Annotated in this window: 17 protein-coding genes, 1 tRNA gene and 1 pseudogene; 2 read left to right on the top strand and 17 right to left on the bottom strand. The window is 42.2% G+C overall.

Annotation, left to right across the window (positions count from 1 at the left end):
• Positions 1–259: 259 nt before the first annotated feature.
• The 12 genes and pseudogenes from infB to SRA_RS00390 form a co-directional block, all read right to left on the bottom strand.
• Positions 260–2,044 (bottom strand): translation initiation factor IF-2, encoded by a 1,785-nt coding sequence (gene infB / locus SRA_RS00440; RefSeq protein WP_425505403.1) that lies wholly within the window; start codon positions 2,042–2,044, stop codon positions 260–262.
• Positions 2,045–2,379: 335 nt separating this feature from the next.
• Positions 2,380–2,992: pseudogene (locus SRA_RS10545) on the bottom strand (translation initiation factor IF-2 N-terminal domain-containing protein); the annotation flags it as partial.
• A 19-nt stretch (positions 2,993–3,011) separates the two neighbouring features.
• Positions 3,012–3,314, bottom strand: coding sequence for a YlxQ-related RNA-binding protein (locus SRA_RS00435; protein ID WP_003086340.1), 303 nt, complete (start codon positions 3,312–3,314; stop codon positions 3,012–3,014).
• Positions 3,307–3,603: an RNase P modulator RnpM gene (gene rnpM / locus SRA_RS00430; protein ID WP_003086338.1), complete on the bottom strand. Its 297-nt coding sequence runs from the start codon at positions 3,601–3,603 to the stop codon at positions 3,307–3,309. The genes SRA_RS00435 and rnpM overlap by 8 nt, the downstream gene beginning before the upstream one ends.
• An 18-nt stretch (positions 3,604–3,621) precedes the next feature.
• Positions 3,622–4,815 carry a transcription termination factor NusA gene (gene nusA, locus SRA_RS00425; RefSeq protein WP_003086336.1) on the bottom strand — a complete coding sequence of 398 codons (1,194 nt, stop codon included), beginning with the start codon at positions 4,813–4,815 and terminating at the stop codon, positions 3,622–3,624.
• A gap of 34 nt (positions 4,816–4,849) precedes the next feature.
• The gene (rimP, locus tag SRA_RS00420; protein ID WP_003086334.1) at positions 4,850–5,377 is read right to left on the bottom strand and encodes a ribosome maturation factor RimP; all 528 of its coding nucleotides are present in this window, start codon (positions 5,375–5,377) and stop codon (positions 4,850–4,852) included.
• A gap of 56 nt (positions 5,378–5,433) precedes the next feature.
• Positions 5,434–5,691, bottom strand: a complete 258-nt coding sequence (locus SRA_RS00415; RefSeq protein ID WP_003086332.1) for a P-loop NTPase family protein — start codon at positions 5,689–5,691, stop codon at positions 5,434–5,436.
• Between the two features lie 108 nt (positions 5,692–5,799).
• Positions 5,800–5,886: transfer RNA gene (locus tag SRA_RS00410), tRNA-Ser, on the bottom strand.
• Positions 5,887–5,899: 13 nt separating this feature from the next.
• The gene (gene trmB / locus SRA_RS00405; RefSeq protein ID WP_003086330.1) at positions 5,900–6,535 is read right to left on the bottom strand and encodes a tRNA (guanosine(46)-N7)-methyltransferase TrmB; all 636 of its coding nucleotides are present in this window, start codon (positions 6,533–6,535) and stop codon (positions 5,900–5,902) included.
• Between the two features lie 9 nt (positions 6,536–6,544).
• Positions 6,545–7,327, bottom strand: a complete 783-nt coding sequence (ccrZ, locus tag SRA_RS00400) for a cell cycle regulator CcrZ (RefSeq protein ID WP_003086328.1) — start codon at positions 7,325–7,327, stop codon at positions 6,545–6,547.
• Positions 7,328–7,385: 58 nt separating this feature from the next.
• Positions 7,386–8,420: an ABC transporter permease gene (locus SRA_RS00395; RefSeq protein WP_003086326.1), complete on the bottom strand. Its 1,035-nt coding sequence runs from the start codon at positions 8,418–8,420 to the stop codon at positions 7,386–7,388.
• A 3-nt stretch (positions 8,421–8,423) separates the two neighbouring features.
• Positions 8,424–9,149 (bottom strand): ABC transporter ATP-binding protein, encoded by a 726-nt coding sequence (locus tag SRA_RS00390; RefSeq protein ID WP_003086324.1) that lies wholly within the window; start codon positions 9,147–9,149, stop codon positions 8,424–8,426.
• A gap of 64 nt (positions 9,150–9,213) precedes the next feature.
• On the opposite strand from SRA_RS00390, the gene SRA_RS00385 reads away from it, so the two are divergent.
• Positions 9,214–9,633 carry an HIT family protein gene (locus SRA_RS00385; RefSeq protein WP_003086323.1) on the top strand — a complete coding sequence of 140 codons (420 nt, stop codon included), beginning with the start codon at positions 9,214–9,216 and terminating at the stop codon, positions 9,631–9,633.
• Positions 9,630–9,923 (top strand): hypothetical protein, encoded by a 294-nt coding sequence (locus SRA_RS00380; RefSeq protein WP_003086321.1) that lies wholly within the window; start codon positions 9,630–9,632, stop codon positions 9,921–9,923. The genes SRA_RS00385 and SRA_RS00380 overlap by 4 nt, the downstream gene beginning before the upstream one ends.
• A gap of 66 nt (positions 9,924–9,989) precedes the next feature.
• On the opposite strand, the gene lytR is transcribed toward SRA_RS00380, so the two are convergent.
• The 5 genes from lytR to SRA_RS00355 all read right to left on the bottom strand — a co-directional run bounded on the left by lytR (position 9,990) and on the right by SRA_RS00355 (position 14,492).
• A complete protein-coding gene (gene lytR / locus SRA_RS00375) occupies positions 9,990–11,246 on the bottom strand; it encodes a glycopolymer--peptidoglycan transferase LytR (RefSeq protein WP_003086319.1) in 1,257 nt (418 codons plus the stop codon).
• 10 nt (positions 11,247–11,256) lie between these two features.
• On the bottom strand, positions 11,257–11,778 hold the full coding sequence (locus SRA_RS00370) for a GNAT family N-acetyltransferase (RefSeq protein ID WP_003086318.1): 522 nt from the start codon (positions 11,776–11,778) through the stop codon (positions 11,257–11,259).
• Entirely contained in the window at positions 11,771–12,214 is a 444-nt protein-coding gene (gene tsaE / locus SRA_RS00365; RefSeq protein ID WP_003086317.1) for a tRNA (adenosine(37)-N6)-threonylcarbamoyltransferase complex ATPase subunit type 1 TsaE, read from the bottom strand. The genes SRA_RS00370 and tsaE overlap by 8 nt, the downstream gene beginning before the upstream one ends.
• Positions 12,215–12,389: 175 nt before the next feature.
• Positions 12,390–13,820, bottom strand: a complete 1,431-nt coding sequence (locus SRA_RS00360; protein WP_003086315.1) for an NCS2 family permease — start codon at positions 13,818–13,820, stop codon at positions 12,390–12,392.
• A gap of 72 nt (positions 13,821–13,892) precedes the next feature.
• A complete protein-coding gene (locus SRA_RS00355) occupies positions 13,893–14,492 on the bottom strand; it encodes a DUF1361 domain-containing protein (RefSeq protein ID WP_003086311.1) in 600 nt (199 codons plus the stop codon).
• Positions 14,493–14,571: the final 79 nt, after the last annotated feature.

Raw genomic sequence — 14,571 nt, 5'->3', positions numbered from 1 at the left:
AAATATCCTTTCTACTTATTTCGAAAAAGCTAGGCTAAGCAAGCCTAGCTTTTATTCATTTATAATGTGTAACGTTTGGAAAGAGCTCCATAGAGCTTGCCGTAGTCCCATTAGAAACTTTAGTCTCGCGGAGAACCAAGCGTTTCGACGGCTAAAACTTTTAGTCGATAATACTAAAAGTTTTAGACTAGTGTAACGTTTAGGCAAGGCTCCATAGAGCTTGCCGTAGTCCCATTAGAGACTTTAGTCTCAATGGGAATTAACGTTTAATTTCTTCCATGATATATGCTTCAATCGCATCATCAACTTTAATGTCATTGTAGTTTTCAATCATCAATCCGCCTTCTTGGCCATTGCCGACTTCTTTCACATCGTCTTTATAGTGTTTTAGACTGGCTAATTTACCATCAAAGACGACTACACCGTCACGGATAACACGGACACTGGAATCGCGCGTGACTTTACCGCTGGTTACCATGAAGCCGCCGATTGTTCCCACTTTAGAAACCTTGAAGGTTTCACGAATAAGAGCTTCACCGATAATTTTTTCTTCAAATTCTGGGTCAAGCATCCCCTTCATAGCGTCTTCAACTTCTTCAATAACCTTATAAATGATTGAATGGAGGCGGATTTCAACTTCATCTGCTTCGGCTTGCTGACGTGCTTGCGGTGTTGGACGAACATTGAAACCAATGATGACCGCATTAGAAGCTTCAGCGAGTGTAACGTCTGATTCATTGATAGCACCAACAGCTGAGTGAACGACATTGACTTTAACGCCTTCAACATCAATCTTCAAAAGAGAAGCAGCAAGAGCTTCAACGGAACCTTGGACATCTGCCTTAATGATGACATTAACTGATTTAACTTCACCCGCTTTAAGCGTATCAAAGAGATTATCAAGACTAACGCGGTGCGTTAATTGACGTTGCTTGAGCAGGGCACGTTTGGCACGTTCTTCACCAGCAGCACGCGCAGCTTTTTCGTCTTCATAAACGGCAAAATGATCACCCGCCATCGGAGCTTCATTTAAACCAGTGATAGAAACTGGTGTTGACGGAGCAGCCACTTTAACACGGCGGCCAAGGTCATTGGTCATGGCACGTACACGTCCAAAAGTATTTCCGACAACGATTGGATCCTGCACATGCAGCGTTCCCTGTTGTACAAGAAGAGTCGCTACCGCACCTTTTCCTTTATCAAGACGGGCTTCAATAACCGTACCGATAGCACGGACTGTTGGGTCTGCTTTAAGCTCTTGAATTTCAGCCACTAAAAGGACTGTTTCCAGAAGTTCCTCAATATTTTTACCAAACTTAGCTGAAATTTCAACAAATTCAGAGTCTCCGCCCCAGGCTGTTGAGATAACACCATGTTCAGCTAACTCACCAATGACACGCTCAGGATTAGCACCAGGCTTATCAATCTTATTAATCGCAACAATAATTGGAACATCAGCTGCTTTTGAGTGATTGATAGCTTCGATTGTCTGAGGCATAACACCATCATCTGCTGCTACAATAAGAATAGTAATATCTGTGACAGAAGCACCGCGCGCACGCATACTGGTAAAGGCTGCGTGTCCGGGCGTATCAAGGAAGGTAATCTTCTTACCATCTTCTTCAATTTGATAAGCACCAATATGCTGAGTAATACCGCCAGCTTCTCCTGTAGCTACTCTGGAATTACGTAAAGTATCAAGAAGAGTAGTTTTACCATGGTCAACGTGCCCCATAATGGTTACAACTGGCGCACGCTCAACCATATTTTCCGGATTGAGATAATCATCCTCAACGAAGAAACGCTCAATATCGGCTGTATCAACCTCAATCTTCTTATGCGCTTCAATACCATAGTCTACCATGAGCAGTTCAATCGTATCAGCATCCAAAGATTGATTTTGGGTTGCCATAACACCCATCATAAAGAGTTTTTTTACAATTTCTGCCGGCTCACGCTTGATACGTTTTGCAATCTCAGCCACCGTCATGCCTTCTGTGTATTCAAATTCTTTAGGCAATTCATGGAATTTACGCTCAGTCACAGGTTTTGGACTGCTGTCATGATTGCGATTATGTTTGCCTTTTTTAGTTTTCTTGTTCCAGTTACTATTTCTTTGGTTTCTCACTTGGTTTTGCTTATTTCGATTTTTCTTGTTTTTACTTTGTTTTGGCCCATCCTCATTTTCATGTGCAAAATCACGTGATTTATCTGGACGGGCTTGTTTTTTCCGCCGCTTATCTGCTGCGGCCGGGCTTGAAGCCGGTGCCGCAGGCTGACTTTGCAGCGGTGCCACAGGTGCTGCCGCTGCCTGAGCAAGCGCTGCAGCAGCGCTTAGCTCTTCTTCTTTGGCCTTTTTGGCCTTCTCCTGAGCCTGAACAGCTTGACGGCGCTTAGCTTCTTCAGCTTCATGGAAGCGTACTTCACTCTGACGAGAATATTCAGCATTCTGCTCTGCTTTTAAAGCAGCTGCTCGTGCCTTAAAGTCCATACGCGGTCCTGCCTGATTGCCTCTTGAGGCAGCTTGGCGGCTAACAGCTTGATTGCGATTGTCGCGGCGATTATCATTCTGACGGCGGCTGTCGCCTCTGCGATTATCCTGACGGTTTTGATGACGGTTATCATTGCGTCGGCTATTTCGGCCTTCATTGCGATTGCCGCCGCTGGCCCGGCGTTCTGCCTCTGCCTTAGCACGCGCTTCACGTTCTGCCTTAAAATTCCGATTTTGCGGCCTTGGACGAGCCGGCTTAGCCTCCGCTTTAGCTTCTGCAGCCGGCTGCTTGTCCTGTGTTTTTGCCGGCTTTTTCGGAGATTCTGCAACTTTTAGCTTCTGCGGGACTGTAAAGCTTTCTGCAATGCGCTTAGCATCCTGTTCATCCACGCTCGAAGCATGGCTTTTGACTTCAATGCCCAACGATTTTGCCTTTTCGACAACTTCTTTACTTTCTTTGCCAATTTCCTTGGCAATTTCGTATAATCTTTTCTTAGACAAATCTTGTCCTCCTATTCTTTTAGTCCATAAGAGTCCTCATTTTCTTTGAAAATCCAGTGTCCGTAACAGCAAGCACTTTTCTGCTTCTGCCAATAGCGGCACTTAATTCCAGTGTTGAAAACACTGTGGAGACTTCTATATCATAATATTTGCTTTTATCAGTCACTTGCTTGGTCAGATTAGCCCCAGCATCCTTGGCCAGAAAGACGAGCTTGGCTTTGTTGGTCTGAATGGCTTTAATAACCTGTTCTTCGCCGGAAATAACACGCCCTGCCCGCTGGGCCAATCCCAATAGCTGTGACAATTTTTCTAAATTACTCAAGACCCAACTCTCTTCTTTTCACCTTATGATCAACGAAAGCAATCAATTCATCATAAAAACTCTCGGGAACATCCATAGAAAAGCTGCGGTTAAAAACTCTTCTCTCCTTAGCTTTCAAGGCCTCTTCGTTGTCAATTTTGATATAGGCGCCCCGACCGTTTTTCTTGCCGGTAGGATCAATAAAAATCTGGCCTTCCTTAGTTTTGACAATGCGGAGCAGGTCACGCTTATCAATGATTTCGCCCGAAACAAGAGACTTTCTTAAAGGTATCTTTCTTGTCTTTGCCATCAAACACCTCCGGATTCTCTATTCAATATCGTCTGACACAAGTTCCTGAGCAAAATCAGCCTCTTGAGCATCTGTCTCATTGACAGGAAGCTCTTCAAAAGACTCATCTTCCTGGGCCCACTCAACTTCCATTTCTTCAAATTCACTAGCCGATTTAATATCAATGCGGTAGCCTGTCAGATGAGCTGCCAAGCGAACATTCTGTCCGCGGCGGCCGATAGCAAGTGATAATTTGTTATCAGGGACGACGACAGTCGCATGCTTTTCATCTTCTTCATCAAAGAGAACCTGATCAACCTCAGCAGGTGCAATAGCATTGTAGATAAACTCGGCAGGATCATCAACCCATTCAATAACATCAATGTTTTCTTCAACAGGCACCCAAAGCCCTGTCTTTTGATCTAAGCGCTTAGGGTGAAATTTGCCGGTAACTTTTTTGATGTTGGCACCCTTACGGCCGACAATAGTTCCGATAGCATCAACATTAGGATTGTGGCTGCGGACAGCAACCTTAGTCCGATCACCGGCTTCGCGTGCCACACTCATGATTTCAACCGTTCCGTCAAAGACTTCCGGAATTTCCTGTTCCATGATGCGCTTGATAAATTCCGGATGGCTGCGGCTGACAAAAACATTTACCCCTTTAGGATTGTTTTCAACCTTGTAGACATACACTTCAATACGGTCATGGGAAGCAAAGGTTTCTCCTGGAATTTGATCCTGACGGGACAGCTGAGCTTCAATAGTTCCTAAGTTAACATAGATAAAGCGGTCATCAAAACGTTCAACTGTTCCTGTCATGATTTCTCTTTCATGCTCTTTGTATTCATTGAAAGTCACTTCCCGCATTTGGCGGCGCATTTTTTCCATGATGGTCTGCTTAGCAGACTGAGCAGCCACACGACCGAATTCTTTGGGACTTTCTTCAAAGCGAATCTTATCTCCTAGTTCATAAGCTGTGCTAATCGCAAGAGCATCTTTGAGGCTGATTTCAAGGCGGCTGTCAAAAACTTCTTCGACAACTTCGCGCACAGTATAAACCTTAAAATCGCCTGTTTTTTCATTAAATTCGATTTCAGCACTTTCAGACTGGCCGTAGCGGCGCTTATAAGCTGACTTCAGGGATTCTTTAACCGCATCAATAATATCATCTTTGTTAATGTGTTTTTCTTCTTCCAAAATACGGAAGGCTTCTAGCATTTCTTTGCTCATAGTCTTCATCCTTGCTCAACAAGGATTTTCCTTTCTAAAGTTTTACAGCGAGACGGGCTTTTGCAACCATCTTATAGGGAATCGTAACTGTTTTTTGACGTGTTTTATCCATATAGGCAATTGTCAGTGTTTCACCATCAAAAGCAAGCAAATCACCTTCAAAAACCTTTACCTTGTCAATAGCCTGATAGAGGCTGACATTGACATACTGACCGACAGCCTTTGCCAAACTTTCAGCAGTTTTTAACGGACGCTCAAGGCCAGGACTGGATACTTCCAGCATGTACTGATCTGGAAAAGGATCTGGTTTTATGGTATCCAGCAGAGGACTGATAATATCTGTCAGTTCTGCCGTATCTTCGACGGTAATGCCCCCTGGTTTATCTACCAAAATACTGAGAACATAGTCGTTCCCCATCTTTTCATAGCCGACATCAACCAGCTCAAAGGGCTCAACAATAACAGGCCTTACTGCCTGTGTTACTATATCAATAATCCTTGCGATTGCATTTCCCTCCTTATACGCACAAGGAGCGAAGTCACAACTTCGCTCCTTTCTCATATTATTTATACACAGTATAACATAAATTTATCAGAAAGCAAGGATCAAGCCCGATTTCATCGGAAATTTCTTTCTTGACTTAGCATATGTCTCACCTCTTGGGATGATGAACAAATCTTAACCTTGTCACCATATTTTTCCAAATCTTTTAAAAGTTGCTTCCTATCTTCAGCCCTTCGTTTATAATCCCCCGCATCATCCCGCATCCAAACAATATCATCCTTTTCATAGTAGGGAATCTGATAATATTCACTTAATTCCCTAGCCAGAGTCGTTTCCCCAGCTCCAACTGAACCAATAATATCAATCTTCATCTTAAACATCCTCTGCCAGGGAATCAACAGAAATTTTACAAAATCTCGAATTGACAGGTGAAAAGCGAGTAAACATACAAAAAACCCTTGAAATATCAAGGGGATAAAAGGAGAGGAAGGGATTCGAACCCCCGAGCCCCGTTAAGGACTACACGCTTTCCAAGCGTGCGCACTCGGCCACTATGCGACCTCTCCGTAAAGAGCGAGACTAAAACCTCGCTTCAACACGATAGATGGGCTGACCTTTCTGCGAAAATTTCTCCTCATACTCAGTCATCACATTACTGTCATAATCACTGGCATGCAAATCTAACCATACCTGCTCTAAAATCATACCATATTGTGAGAAACTTGCCAAGCTATATTCGAAAAGTTGGCGATTATCTGTCTTAAAATGAATCTGACCTTGTTCCGGCAGAATCTTTTGATAGATTTCTAAAAAGTTTTTATGGGTCAGGCGCCTTTTCTCATGGCGTTTTTTGGGCCAGGGATCGCTGAAGTTTAAGTAAATCAAGCCTACCTCATGATCAGCAAAATAATCGCTAAGACTGGAGCCGTTTGCCAAAAGCAGCCGAACATTGGGAAGCTGACCTTCCAGCACCCTATCTAAAGCATGGCTGAGGACAGAAACCTGCAGATCAATTCCAATATAATTAATTTGAGGATTTTGAGCAGCCATGCCTGTGATGAAGCGGCCTTTGCCGCTTCCAATTTCAATGTGAATAGGGTTATTGTTGCCAAAAACTTTCTGCCAGTGTCCCTTGACTTCTTCCGGCTTTAAAATAACATACTGAGGATTGCTCTCTAGATGCTCCTCGGCGCCTTTACGTCTTCTAACTCTCATACTCTCTTTCTAAAAGGAATCTCTGAATTTGCGCAATTCATAGATTTCCTGATTGACATTTTCCATATCGCGGTTTTCGTAATATTTTAAAATCTGTGACAGATAAGAAAGCTGACCGTACCATTTAATCTTTTGAAAGACTTTTTCATTTTTCTTATAACCGTAATAAGTCAGCCACTCCGACCAGCGGGTGTGCGGAATATAATGGCTTAAAATATGCGCCACATCATACATACGGTCCGTCACACGAACAGAATCCCAATCTACTAAGTAAATCAAGCCGCTCGTAGTTACTACCCAGTTACTGTGTCTGACATCCCCATGAACAATAGTGGCATAGTCCTTCTTAAAATCAGGTAGATTTCGCTTCATTTCTGCAACTACAGACTGTAGGTAGGCGTTTTCTGCAATTTGATAAGGAGCGCTGCGCTCCCAAGACAGCAGTAAGTCCAGCGGCCCTTCGATCTTATAATTTAATTGCAGCAGCTGGTTTACCAAGGGTTTTGACTTGTGCATTTGCAGCAGAATCTGAATAATCTGCTTACTGTTCATATCAGCTCTGGTTAAAAGTCTGCCGTCCAGCCATTCCTGAGCGCTCATCATATCACCGTTGCCCAGACGTTTGGCCCATAAAAGCTGCGGTGCGATCTGTTCTTTAGCCAAAGCCGCTAAAATCGGCGTTGTATTGATTTTTACAAAAATCTTATCACCATTAGGATAAGTGCCGATATAGGCTTGACCGCTTTTCCCTTTTAAGGGTGTCAAGGTTAAATCTTTATCTGATTGGACCACACGCTTTCCCTCCTTTTCATCTCGAATCACTAGTCCTATTTTACTTGTTTTATACAGCTTAGTCAATCATCTTCTTTATTTTATAAGATAGGTAGAGTTCATTTAAAATAATCATTGCTGCCGCTAGAAAAAGCGCCTTCTGCCAAGAAAAGCTAACGCACATTTCAACTGCCGTTAAAAGGTATAAGACAGTCCTCAAAAATTGCTTGAGATTCGCTTTTTTAGCTTTGCTGTCAATGGGAAAAATCCTTGTCAGATACTGATAATCATAGTGCTTATACAAGGCCAGCAGCTGAAACAGCAACAAATAATTAAAGAGCACAGCTAAGCCTGCTGATATCAAAGGATTGGCAATAAAAACAAGACTTAGCAAACTTAAAATGCCCAAACGCAGAGTAAGTCCCAGATAATCCTCGCTCCGCAAAAAAGCACGTAAATAGAGATGCCCCCAAGTATAACTGTGCTTTCGCGATAGAAAAACCGTCACAAAATCCAGATAAGAGCGGCGTTTAACACTGGCAGAAAGTCCCTTAACATTGGTAAACAGAGAAAAGAATTTTAAAATTATCTGCTGACGTTTTCTCTCTTGGCTGATAGCCTTGGCCCAGTCCAGTTTGCCCTTATGCACAAAAATCTGCACTTTTTTGGCAATAATCAGCCATTTTAAAGCAAGAAAAACAAGCAAAAAGAGCGCAAAAGAAAGCAAAGACATTCCCAAGCGCAAAAATAAGGGCGCTAAAATCAATAGAAAAATAAGCTGCAACGTTCCCCAAAAGAAGAAGGCACGCTTTTGAGCCTGTTTGATTAGGGAAATAATTTCTTTTTCCTTCACTATTAAAAAGTGCTGATCAGCCGGCTCCAGATAAGTAGCTGAATTTCCCCAAAAAAGCAAAGCTGCAACCGCCACAGATAAAATGATGATGACAGGCAGATGATTGGCTGGAAAATGCTTTAACAACTGACTGTACTGAACCATGAGAAAGCCCAGCAGAAAAATGAGCACCAAAACAAAATGGTCATTAAACACATAGCGCAGGTACTTACTGCTTTGAGTGAGAAAAGCGAACCGCCTTTTGCTAAATATTGTTTTCATAAATCAAGCCTCTTTGGTCAAAGCCATATAAATGTCATTGAGACTGGTCTGAGGACTGCCGAAATTTGCCCGTAAATCATCCAGCCTGCCTTGAGCTCTGATTTGTCCGGCATGCAAAATAACAAAGCGATCGCACATTTTTTCTGCCGAATCAAGAACATGAGTGGACATCAAAATAGACTTCCCCTTAGCTTTTTCAGCCGCCAAAAGTTCTGTTAAATCTGAGATAGCCACAGGATCCAGCCCCAAAAAAGGTTCATCCACAATAAAAAGACTAGGATTAACAATAAAGGCACAGATAATCATCACTTTTTGTTTCATACCTTTAGAAAAATGGCTGGGAAACCAATCAAGCTTATCTTCCAGTCTAAACAGCTCCAAAAGTTTTTGAGCACGGTTCATTGCTTCTGCCTGCTCAATATCATAGGCCATAGCTATGGTTTCAAGATGCTCTTTCAGAGTTAATTCCTCGTAAAGACTGGGGGTCTCAGGGATAAAACCGATTTTCTTGCGGTAAGCCTCCTCCTGTTCGGACAGGGTCAGTCCATCAATACTAATCTTTCCCTCATAAGGGGTCAGAAGTCCGATAATTTCATTAATAGTCGTCGATTTGCCGGCACCATTGAGTCCGATAAGACCGACTAATTCGCCGTCGTCTACTTGGAAACTGATATTTTTTAGGACAGGGATATTGACATAACCGCCTGTCAGATTTTCTATTTTTAACATGACGTTTCTTTCTAACTTTGATATACTATATTATAACAAAAACAAGCTAAGAAGGTGATTTTTAATGGACAATTGTATTTTTTGCAAGATTATAGCGGGTGACATTCCTTCATCAAAAATCTACGAGGATGAAGACGTTTTAGCCTTTCTGGACATTTCACAGGCTACTGTAGGCCATACACTGCTTATCCCCAAAGAACACGTTCGAAATGCTCTTTCTATGGATGAAAAGAGTGCAGCCAAACTGTTTGCTCGGATTCCTAAAATTGCCCGTGCCCTGAAAAAAGCAACCAAGGCCGACGGACTTAATATCATTAATAACAATGAAGAAGCAGCCGGACAGACCGTTTTTCATGCTCACGTGCACTTGGTTCCCCGCTTTGCGGACTCAGACGAATTTGCTATCCATTTTGTAGAACACGAACCTGACTTTCCTGCTCTTGCTCAGTTAGCAGAGAAAATTCATGAGGAGATTGAAGTATGAAAGTAAAAACTTTTATTGTTTCAAGCATCCTTGGAGCAGGTCTTTACCGGCTTTATCAAAAGCGTGATGTTCTCCAAAATTCGATCGCAGAATCCAAGCAGCATTTTGACCAGGCAAAGGCCGATGCTGACAATATCAAAAACAGTTTGCTCACCATCAATCAGCAAAAAGAAAAACTGGCTGCCATCAGTCAGGACTTAACTTACAAGTTTCGGGTTCTTCAGGAAGAAAGCCAGTCCCACTTAGCAGAAATTAAAAAAACAGCTCAGAAGTACGGCCCCAAAGATTAATACGTTCACAGCATAAAACAAGAGAGGAAAGCACTGATGTACTGTCCTCTCTTTTCTATTGCCCAATTAATAACCGGAGCCTGCAGCAGGCTGCTGATAATTTCCTTGGTTATAATATCCGCCCTGATTGGAATAACTGCCTGAATTAGATGAGGCACCCGAGCTATAGTCTGATCCTGAACTTGATCCGGAATCGTAACCATAAGCTGAGCTGGAGCCGTAATCAGAGGAGCTGCTTGAGCCTGAATAATCACTGCTGCTATAGTCTGAAGTACTCGATTCGCTGTCGTACACACTGGTGTCCCCATACAGATTTTCATAAAGACTGGCTGTTGTTTTCAGACTTTCCGCAGTCGATTTTTTCTGTCCCAGCTGCGTCTTGATCCGATTTTGCACTTTGAGCATTTCCTTGGCTGTTACCAGCTGATAAGAAGCACCGTCAATAGTAGCTGACTCACCTTTAAGCTGATAAGTTTTAACATTTTTAAGAGCATCGCTATAGCCCAGAAGATTAGGAATAGTAGAACTGGAAATTTCAATATTAGTCTGCATATTCTTGCTGACAGCAGACAGAATTTTACGATACTTGCTGACACTGTCCAGAGCCAAAATCTTTTTCAAGACCTTGCTGATAACTTCACGCTGCCGCTTTTGCCGGCCATAATCACCATCAGGATCATCATAGCGCATCCGAGAATAAACAAGAGCCTGCTCGCCGTTAATCTTGTGACGGCCGGGTTCTACAGACGCTGTAAACTCAGGTTCGTGTTCTTCTATGGAAATAGGAAAATCAAAGTGATTGGTCACCGTGATACCGCCCACAGCATCTACCAGCTGAACCAGACCTTTCATGTTGATTTGAACGTACTTATCAATTGTAATGTCAAGCATATCCTGAACAGTCATGATTGCCATTTTAGCTCCGCCGGCAGCATAGGCAGCGTTCAGCTTGGCATCATAGCCTGTCTGTTCATTATTTTTAGGTCCGGACAGTTTGATTAAAATATCACGCTCCAAACTGGTCATGGTTGTTTTTTTTGTCTTTGGATTAATAGTTACCAGAATCATGGAATCGCTGTTGCCCTCCCATTTGGAAGTTCTTTCTGCCGAACCGGTATCTACTCCCATCAAAAGGATACTGAAGGGCTTTTCGTCAGCAATAACATCTTTTCCTGACCCTGATCCTGTTCCATAGTCTTTAAAAGTCTTTGAAAACTCACCCAAAGAAAAATTATAGATACTTGTCGCATAAACTCCCAAGGCAAGAAAACTTGTAAGAACTATGGCGACAAGCATGATTAAAATTTTTTTACCAATTTTCATCTGTTTTTCGTTAATCTATCAGTTTGCCCATCAGGTAAACATCAAGAAATTCTCCATTTTTTGTTTTTGCACCACGTTTCTTGATGCCTTCAATTTCAAAACCAAACTTTTCATAAATATGTACTGCTTTGGCATTGCGCTGCTGAACAGTTAATTCCAATCTGCGGATGACAGAGCAGTGTTCTGCCCAGTCGATTGCAGCCTCCATTAAGAGCTGGCCTATCCCATAACCCCAATAGTCTTTTAAAACTGCCAGAAAAATATCACCAATATGATTGATGCGGTTGTGGCTGTGGGCAGAAACCATCAGGATACCTACAACATTGTCTCCAACTTTAGCAACAAGACAGATTTCATTGAAGGACTGTGATTTTTGCTCAATAAATTCAGACATTTCCTGGGCGTTCATATGAGGGCTGTCTTCATCACGCGTAATAAAATCAGTTTCTTTGGTCAGCTGTTTCAAGGCGGCAGCTAAACTTGCCGCGTCCTCAGGCAGGACTTCACGGATAATAACCTCTTGTTCAATCATGATCAATTTCCTCTGCTAACTCTTGACTGCGTGACCCATGTGGAATAAAAGTCAGCTGTCTGCCTTCATCCAACTTATCTATCTGGATAATCAAGTAGTCGTCAAAAAGATCAGCATCCAGCAGTTCTCCCCATTCAATGACAATTACCCCATCACCAAAAAGAAAATCGTCCAAATCAATAGAATCAGGATCATCACCAATACGATAGACATCTAGGTGATAAAGCGGCAGCTGGCCTTCATACTCACGGACAATTGTATAGGTAGGGCTCTTAACCATCTGTTTAATCCCCAAACCCTTAGCAATTCCTTTTGTAAGAGTCGTCTTGCCAGCCCCTAAATCTCCTGTCAAAACAAGTACATCCTGAGCTTTGAGCTTTTGACCAAGCTTTTGACCGAAAGCCAGAAGCTGATTTTCATTTTGGCTATAAAACATAGACATATTATATCAAAATGTTTTACCTCTTCCAACTATTTTCCGAAAAAGAAGAAAGATTTTGATGATTCCACAAAGAAGAGCGGCAAAAAAGAACTCAGCCTCTGCCAAACCAGAGCCTAAGTTCTCTTCCTCTATTATGATCAAAAAATACTAAAGTGACTTCATTAAATGCTTATAGGACTGCCAGACTGATAAAATTCAAAATGAAAAGAAAATCAAGCACCCAAATAATCGGATGGATATCTTTTGCTTCTTTTTTAATGACTTTTGAAAAAGTATAGAAAAGAAAACCAGTCGCAATTCCTTGTGTGATACTGTAAGCAAGGCCCATGAAAATTGTCGCAAAGAAGGCTGGAATAGCCTCACTCATATCAGACCATTCAATATCTTTAAGACTTGACAGCATCATAATTCCCACAATCAAAAGTACAGCGGCTGTTGCCTGTGTGGGAACAATGGCAAGAAGAGGGCTGAAGAAACTTGAAACAGCAAACAAGGCTGCTACTACAACTGCTGTCAGACCTGTGCGGCCGCCAGCGCCGATACCTGCCGCTGATTCCACAAAGGTAGTGACATTTGAGGTTCCGGCAATGGCACCGACAGTGGTCCCCACCATATCGGAAAACAGAGCCTTGTCCATCTTGTTTTTCAGACCATTTGACTGAGATTCATCTGTCACATCAAAAATACCTGCTTTAGCACCTGTACCGATAAGCGTACCGACATTGTCAAAAATATCCGTTAAAGCAAAGGCTAAGATTGTCATTAGCACTTCAGGAATACGTCCGGCATCAGAAAACAGAGCTCCCAAACCTTTACTTCCAAGGGCTGCTCCAAAAATAGTTCCCAGATCCTTAACGGCAGCCGCAGGATTATTGGCTGAAAAGTCAATAGCTGACAGGTTGACAATACCAGCCAGAATAGCAATAACAGTCGTCAGAATAATCGACAGAATAACACCGCCCTTGACATTTTTAATAATGAAAAAAGCAGTAATAACAATCCCAATAACAGCAACAATAACCTCAGGATTGTTAAAGTTCACCAACGATGGGGTTGCCGAAGAATTAGCTGTAATAGAAGCCAAGCCTTTTGCCGCTCCCTTACCGGAAACCGTATAGGTTCCGGGATCAATAGCAAAGCTTAATAAACCAGCGTTTTTCAAGCCGATATAAGTTAAGAAAACACCAATACCAGCACTTATTGCTTTTTTTAGACTGTCAGGAATTTCATCAATAATCATCCGGCGAACCTTGGTCAGCGTAATAATAATAGAGATAACACCGCAGATAAAAACCATAGCTAAGGCCTCCTGCCAGGTGTAGCCCAGCGAGAAGACAACCGTATATGTAAAGAAAGCATTAAGCCCCATACCTGGCGCCATAGCATAAGGGATGTTGGCATAAAGTCCCATCATCAAAGTTCCGGCAATAGAACCGATAATAGTAGCCAGAAAAACTCCCTGTGACGGCATTCCTGTCTGGCTCAAAATAGACGGGTTAACAAATAAGATGTAAGACATGGCAAAAAAAGTGGTAAAACCAGCCAGTACTTCGGTACGGACAGTTGTCTTGTTTTCTTTCAGTTTAAAAAACTTTTCCATTGCAAAAATAGACTCTCCTTTTTATGAACGATAGTCCTATTATAGCTAAAGATTGGACGCTCTTCAAGGGCTTTATCTGGTATTTTCCTGATCGAAAAAGAGCAGAACCATTACCTGCAAGAAGGTAAATCCCAGAATAAAAGGCAGGGCATTTTGTGAGAATACCTTGGTCAGCTCATCAATGACAAGCAGGGGCCGCAGAGCCATATCCCATGAATTAAGTCTGGCATAGCGTCCTAGGTGAATAGCCAAGCTGGACACAAATGAGAGCAGCAGCATCAGAACTAATTTAACATGAAAACCCCTAACAGCAAAACGTTTGAAAACCCGACTGACACTCTCAGTGCCGCACAAGACACCAAACAAAATGCTGGCCAGAAAAAGGAAATAAAGAATGAGACTCCTTAAATCACTGAAAATACTGGTCACAAAGTCCATATGAACCACATCTGTCAGCATATAAAAAGTATTGGGATAAAAGAAAAACCAGAGCAGCCCAAAAAGCAGGCTCAGAAAAGGATTTTTGAAACGATTCAGGCAGAAGCTAAAATCTAGGGCTGACAATGCCAGAAACATATTCCAAATCAGATACTTTTCTTCTATTTTAAAATAGATGATGGCTCCGGAAATGATAATGAAGAAAAGATGGCTGATTAATAGCTTAATTTTCATGGTGAACTCCTTATTTACTGAAAATCAATTATACCACACTGTCCTCTGACACAAAACAATCTCACTGTCTTTTCTTGCT

Source organism: Streptococcus ratti FA-1 = DSM 20564 (assembly GCF_000286075.1).
GTDB classification, from domain to species: Bacteria; Bacillota; Bacilli; order Lactobacillales; family Streptococcaceae; genus Streptococcus; species Streptococcus ratti.
Note: the sequence above shows the minus strand (reverse complement) of the source record. Positions and strands in the feature narration are given on the sequence as shown.

Coding starts and splice junctions, on each gene's coding strand:
- rnpM (WP_003086338.1), bottom strand. CDS start 3,603: ATGGCAAAGACAAGAAAGATACCTTTAAGAAAGTCTCTTGTTTCGGGC.
- nusA (WP_003086336.1), bottom strand. CDS start 4,815: ATGAGCAAAGAAATGCTAGAAGCCTTCCGTATTTTGGAAGAAGAAAAA.
- rimP (WP_003086334.1), bottom strand. CDS start 5,377: ATGAGAAAGGAGCGAAGTTGTGACTTCGCTCCTTGTGCGTATAAGGAG.
- SRA_RS00415 (WP_003086332.1), bottom strand. CDS start 5,691: ATGAAGATTGATATTATTGGTTCAGTTGGAGCTGGGGAAACGACTCTG.
- trmB (WP_003086330.1), bottom strand. CDS start 6,535: ATGAGAGTTAGAAGACGTAAAGGCGCCGAGGAGCATCTAGAGAGCAAT.
- SRA_RS00395 (WP_003086326.1), bottom strand. CDS start 8,420: ATGAAAACAATATTTAGCAAAAGGCGGTTCGCTTTTCTCACTCAAAGC.
- SRA_RS00390 (WP_003086324.1), bottom strand. CDS start 9,149: ATGTTAAAAATAGAAAATCTGACAGGCGGTTATGTCAATATCCCTGTC.
- SRA_RS00385 (WP_003086323.1), top strand. CDS start 9,214: ATGGACAATTGTATTTTTTGCAAGATTATAGCGGGTGACATTCCTTCA.
- SRA_RS00380 (WP_003086321.1), top strand. CDS start 9,630: ATGAAAGTAAAAACTTTTATTGTTTCAAGCATCCTTGGAGCAGGTCTT.
- lytR (WP_003086319.1), bottom strand. CDS start 11,246: ATGAAAATTGGTAAAAAAATTTTAATCATGCTTGTCGCCATAGTTCTT.
- SRA_RS00370 (WP_003086318.1), bottom strand. CDS start 11,778: ATGATTGAACAAGAGGTTATTATCCGTGAAGTCCTGCCTGAGGACGCG.
- tsaE (WP_003086317.1), bottom strand. CDS start 12,214: ATGTTTTATAGCCAAAATGAAAATCAGCTTCTGGCTTTCGGTCAAAAG.
- SRA_RS00360 (WP_003086315.1), bottom strand. CDS start 13,820: ATGGAAAAGTTTTTTAAACTGAAAGAAAACAAGACAACTGTCCGTACC.
- SRA_RS00355 (WP_003086311.1), bottom strand. CDS start 14,492: ATGAAAATTAAGCTATTAATCAGCCATCTTTTCTTCATTATCATTTCC.